The sequence below is a fragment of the Planomonospora algeriensis genome (assembly GCF_977012225.1).
Map to the genome: position 1 here is coordinate 1 of NZ_CDRNDK010000515.1, position 4,096 is coordinate 4,096.

Here is a 4,096-nt window from a genome sequence, read left to right on the forward strand (position 1 = left end):
GTTCAACCTGCAGATCCGTGCACTAGGCCGGACACACATCTGCGGAACGCAGGGGCCTGGTTCGCCAGCAGAGCGACCACGTAGCCGCCGAACGCGAGGTTGCCGGACGCCTTGGCCATGCGCAGGGCGTGGAACAGGTAGCGCTGGGAGAGGGCCTGGCGGTCGGAGTCGTAGGCGCAGACGCCGGCCAGCGCGACCAGTCCGCCCGCGGCCCGGAACAGTCCCCGTCCCGTGCGATCGTCGCGGCTGCCTTTCAGCAGAGGCGTCACGCTGGTGTTGAGGAAGGCCACGATGCGCGGCCGTACCGGTATGCCGCCGACCCGACAGATCATCCGGCGAAGGTCGCGGTCACGACTGGATCGCTTTCACACGGGGCGTGAAACGGTTCCCACACTCATGGCCGATCACGCGCTTATGCCGACCTGGACGCGGACGGTCCACTGAGCGCATGAACTGGCCGGATGCAACCAAGATCGCTCCTGTCCCCACCCCGGAGGGAGCCGGACATGAACTCCGTCGCGTGCTGGAAGCCCACGGGATCGTCGCCGACGTCCACGACGGTTACGGCCTGGCGCTGGTCTCGGTCTGGGTGGGCCTGATCGTCTGGTGCGACGGGGAACGCTTCTGGTGGCGTACCGGCTGGGACGACCGGCGGCAGCGCTTCACCTACACGTGGCATCCGGCGGCCGATCCGGTCCGAGCTGCTCGGAGGATCGCGTTCCGGTACGCGGCGCTGCGCGCGGACTCCTCGCCGCCCGTGCTCGCCAACCCTGCGGCGGCCGGTGATGGTGCGCGCTGAGCAACTGAAGACGCGGCCCTCGCCGGATGCGGCACGTCGGGCGCGATGGCGACCACCACGGGCGGGCGACCGTGCGGTGATCGTCCAACTCCTGCACAGCCACGCCCATACCCGCGCGCATGCCACCGAGCTGCTCGGCCGGCACGGCACCATCGTGCGCCTCCTGCGGCGCGGTACCTTCGCCCTGGTCGAACTCGATCAGGAACCCTCACCCCTCCTCGGTGGGGTGCGGCGCTGGCACGTGCACATGGATGACCTGCTTGTTGATGCTGTTGAGCATCCACGCGAGGATCACAATCCGTACGGCGTCGGCCTGTCCGGTGTCGGTCGTGAGGTCATACGGCATGCGTGGCCGTCCGGACGACGAGAGAGCCTGTGCGGGGCCATGGTGCGGCCGGTACTGGTCGGCTCCTGGTCACCGCCGTTCCTGTCCACGCTGGAGAACGTGTGCTCGACCTGCGTTCACCTCGCTGAAAGCAATGGAACCGGCTCATAGCCGGGAGGAGTGGTCGGACGGTTGAGGGAATGACTTTGTTCCATGACCCCGCGACGGTCCACAACGACCCGAAAACCGGATGAGTGCCGGCTTCACGAAGTGGGACGATCCGGATCATGGCTAAAGGGAAGATCCTCCAGGACCTGAAGAGAGCACGACGTTCCGGCAAACCCGTGAGAGTCAGCCGCGAGATCGACGGTGCGGATCGACTCGATGCCTACGTGGCCGGCATCGGCCGCAAGTGGGTACTGCTGCACACCATCTCCGACGAACTCCATCTCGACGGCCACTCGGCCGTACGGCTCCGCGACATCACATGCGCGACGCGTTCGAACTGGAAGGGTGCATCCATGACCCATCGTGCCCTCGCCCTGCGCGGGGAGTGCGTCCGGTCTCCGGCCGGGGTCGACCTTGATTCCACCGCGGGTCTGATCGAGACGCTGACCGAAGCGTTTCCTCTCCTGGCCGTCTACATCGAGAAGATCGATCCCCATGTCTGCCACATCGGTCGTGCTCGCGGGATCACCCGGAAGAAGCGGTTGCGTCTCCAGGAGATCGGGCCGGCGGCGGACTGGGCACGTACCTACTCCACGAACAAGACAGCGGACATCACCCGGTTCGACGTCGGTGGCGGGTACATCGATGCCCTCCACGCAGTGGGCGGGACTCCACCGGAGCGTTGATCTTCGGCGATACAGCGTCTGTGTGACCACCAGTTTGGAAGACTGCGGTACGCGATCTGCTGACGTGCTGCGCTCCAGGCCAGAGCGGACAGCACTCTCTCCGCCGGCTCCCGTGATTCCCTTGGTCGACCGTCCGCACTGGCACGGATCTGGCACGCGTCACACCGAGCCTTCTGAGTTATGGAGCCCGGTGCCGCTGGTGCTCGCGGTGATATCTCCCATTCAACGATACGCCCGGTTTGTCAGTACGCGACTAGATAGCTTAGTCGCTGTCGAGCCGGGCAACGGGGGTCGGCTAACGACCGGGATGGAGGATTTCTCGTGCGAAGGACGATCGCATGCCTGTCGTTGGTGTTGCTTCTGTCCTCCTGTAACTGGTCCCATCGCCTTTCACCAGGCGGGTTCGAGGATCGCGCCCGAGAGGTGGTGGCGCGCTGGCAGGGATCGGCCGACGACCGTGCCTGGCGCGAAGGGTTCGTTTCGCTGGAGGCGATGAATCCACAGGGGTGGGCTCGCGTGGGCCATGTTCCGGCCTGGGCGAACAGAAGCGCGCATAACGGCGCATGGCAGCTGGCTGCCGAATTGCCTGTGGACTCCCCGACCCGCGCGGACGTGCGATGGCCAGACGGCTCCGTTACGCAGGTGCCGCTCATTGCGGCGGCGAGTGCGTACGCGGATTTCAGCAAACCGGCCGACCTCATCGAAGAGGAATGTCCGGCCAAGGCATGCCGCCCGCTCCGGGTGACCGGTGCCGAACTGGGTGAGGTACCACTGGAGACCAGCCGCGGCACGATCCAGGTGCCCGCATGGTTGTTCACCGTCAGGGACGTCAAGCAGAAGTACGTCCATGTGGCGGTTGCCCCTTCGGCTGTCACCGCCCGTCCCGAGCAGGCGCAGGAGGATACCGAAGAGGTGATGGCGTTCGATCTCATCGCCAGCAAACCGAACGAACTTCTTCTCCAATACGGCTACGGCGCCTGTGACCGTGTTCACGGGGCTCGCGCTTACGAGACCGACCAGCTAGTAGTCGTTGATGTGGATGAGGAGAGCTCCGGTGAGATGTGCCCCTTGATGCTTAAGATAGCCACCGTTACCGTCACGCTTGCGCGACCGCTTGGCGACCGCCTAGTGCTCGACTCTGGCACAGGGCTGCCAGTGGTGCGGGGGATGAAAAGGCTCTGACGGCCCGGGCTTCCCGTTTGGATCGGCTGAAGGAATCGAACCTGCACTGTCAGCTTAGGAAGTCTCTAACAATCTTGGTGGTTGAGCTGGGGAAACGCTGACCTGAGGGGGAGCAGTCCGGCTGCCTGTGATTCCCCGTGAGTCCCCTCGTTCCCTCTCCTGACGGGCACGCAACGGGCACGGTCGCGAACCCGGTGCGGACGCACACCCTTCTCCCGCCGGATCTTCTCGTCGCCGTCTCCACCCACTGCGGGGAGCGGGTCAGGGCCAGGGCGCCAAGGGTGGAGCGCCTGACGGACGAACGACCTTGGCGCCCTGGCCCTGATCTGCTCGGCTTGCCTGGGACGGCGGTGACGGGAAGATCCGGTCCTCAGCCACTTACGAACCCGGCTCTCGCTCTTCGTGATCATCCTGGAGCCGGAGTGCCCCCGCCGGAGGCGTGGCCTTTCTCCTTCCACGTGCGATCAGCCAGAGGAGCCACGCCTGGAATAGCCCGACGGCGGTGTATGCCAGGAGGAAGAGCGTCGGGGGGAGCCAGTCGAGAGGGAGGAACATGAAGAACTGAGAGATCGGGGAGGTGACCGCGAACAGTACGAGCATCTCCAAGCCCTGGCTGCCCGGCTGGTGGGTGGCGATCCACACATAGGCGGTCGCGGCAATGACGATCAATGCGTATGGGCCGGCGATGGACAGGGCGAAGGTGCCCCGGTCGTATCGGGAGACGTACCTAGCTATCGCACGCGGGAGTCGCATGAAGCCAATTCTTGCTGGTCAGGCGCGCGTGGCCTTGAGTAGGGGTGCTCAGAGACGTCGTGTTGGAGTGCTCAGGACTCGGGTGGCGGCGTGGCCCAGGTGCGGCGCGTCGGTAGGGGCGGGGTAGGCGTGGTGCGGCGGGCGGCCCGAGTGCGGCCCCGGCCGTGACCGGCCCCCAGGCCG

Annotated in this window: 6 protein-coding genes; 4 read left to right on the plus strand and 2 right to left on the minus strand. The window is 65.8% G+C overall.

Annotation, left to right across the window (positions count from 1 at the left end; genetic code table 11):
* Nucleotides 1-2: 2 nt before the first annotated feature.
* The gene (locus ACWJ6R_RS31460) at nucleotides 3-332 is read right to left on the minus strand and encodes a hypothetical protein (RefSeq protein ID WP_449065703.1); all 330 of its coding nucleotides are present in this window, start codon (nucleotides 330-332) and stop codon (nucleotides 3-5) included.
* 188 nt (nucleotides 333-520) lie between these two features.
* On the opposite strand from ACWJ6R_RS31460, the gene ACWJ6R_RS31465 reads away from it, so the two are divergent.
* From ACWJ6R_RS31465 to ACWJ6R_RS31480, 4 genes are all read left to right on the plus strand, one after another.
* The gene (locus ACWJ6R_RS31465) at nucleotides 521-799 is read left to right on the plus strand and encodes a hypothetical protein (protein ID WP_449065704.1); all 279 of its coding nucleotides are present in this window, start codon (nucleotides 521-523) and stop codon (nucleotides 797-799) included.
* Nucleotides 800-875: 76 nt separating this feature from the next.
* Entirely contained in the window at nucleotides 876-1,295 is a 420-nt protein-coding gene (locus tag ACWJ6R_RS31470; RefSeq protein WP_449065705.1) for a hypothetical protein, read from the plus strand.
* Between the two features lie 116 nt (nucleotides 1,296-1,411).
* Nucleotides 1,412-1,978: a hypothetical protein gene (locus ACWJ6R_RS31475; protein ID WP_449065706.1), complete on the plus strand. Its 567-nt coding sequence runs from the start codon at nucleotides 1,412-1,414 to the stop codon at nucleotides 1,976-1,978.
* Nucleotides 1,979-2,299: 321 nt separating this feature from the next.
* Nucleotides 2,300-3,160: a hypothetical protein gene (locus ACWJ6R_RS31480; RefSeq protein ID WP_449065707.1), complete on the plus strand. Its 861-nt coding sequence runs from the start codon at nucleotides 2,300-2,302 to the stop codon at nucleotides 3,158-3,160.
* Between the two features lie 378 nt (nucleotides 3,161-3,538).
* Here the strand turns inward: ACWJ6R_RS31480 and ACWJ6R_RS31485 are convergent, their stop codons facing one another.
* The gene (locus ACWJ6R_RS31485; protein WP_449065708.1) at nucleotides 3,539-3,913 is read right to left on the minus strand and encodes an SCO4225 family membrane protein; all 375 of its coding nucleotides are present in this window, start codon (nucleotides 3,911-3,913) and stop codon (nucleotides 3,539-3,541) included.
* Nucleotides 3,914-4,096: the final 183 nt, after the last annotated feature.

Bases quoted from the DNA above. Each gene is read 5' to 3' on its own strand.
- ACWJ6R_RS31460 (WP_449065703.1), bottom strand. From the start codon at position 332: ATGATCTGTCGGGTCGGCGGCATACCGGTACGGCCGCGCATCGTGGCC.
- ACWJ6R_RS31485 (WP_449065708.1), bottom strand. From the start codon at position 3,913: ATGCGACTCCCGCGTGCGATAGCTAGGTACGTCTCCCGATACGACCGG.
- ACWJ6R_RS31475 (WP_449065706.1), top strand. From the start codon at position 1,412: ATGGCTAAAGGGAAGATCCTCCAGGACCTGAAGAGAGCACGACGTTCC.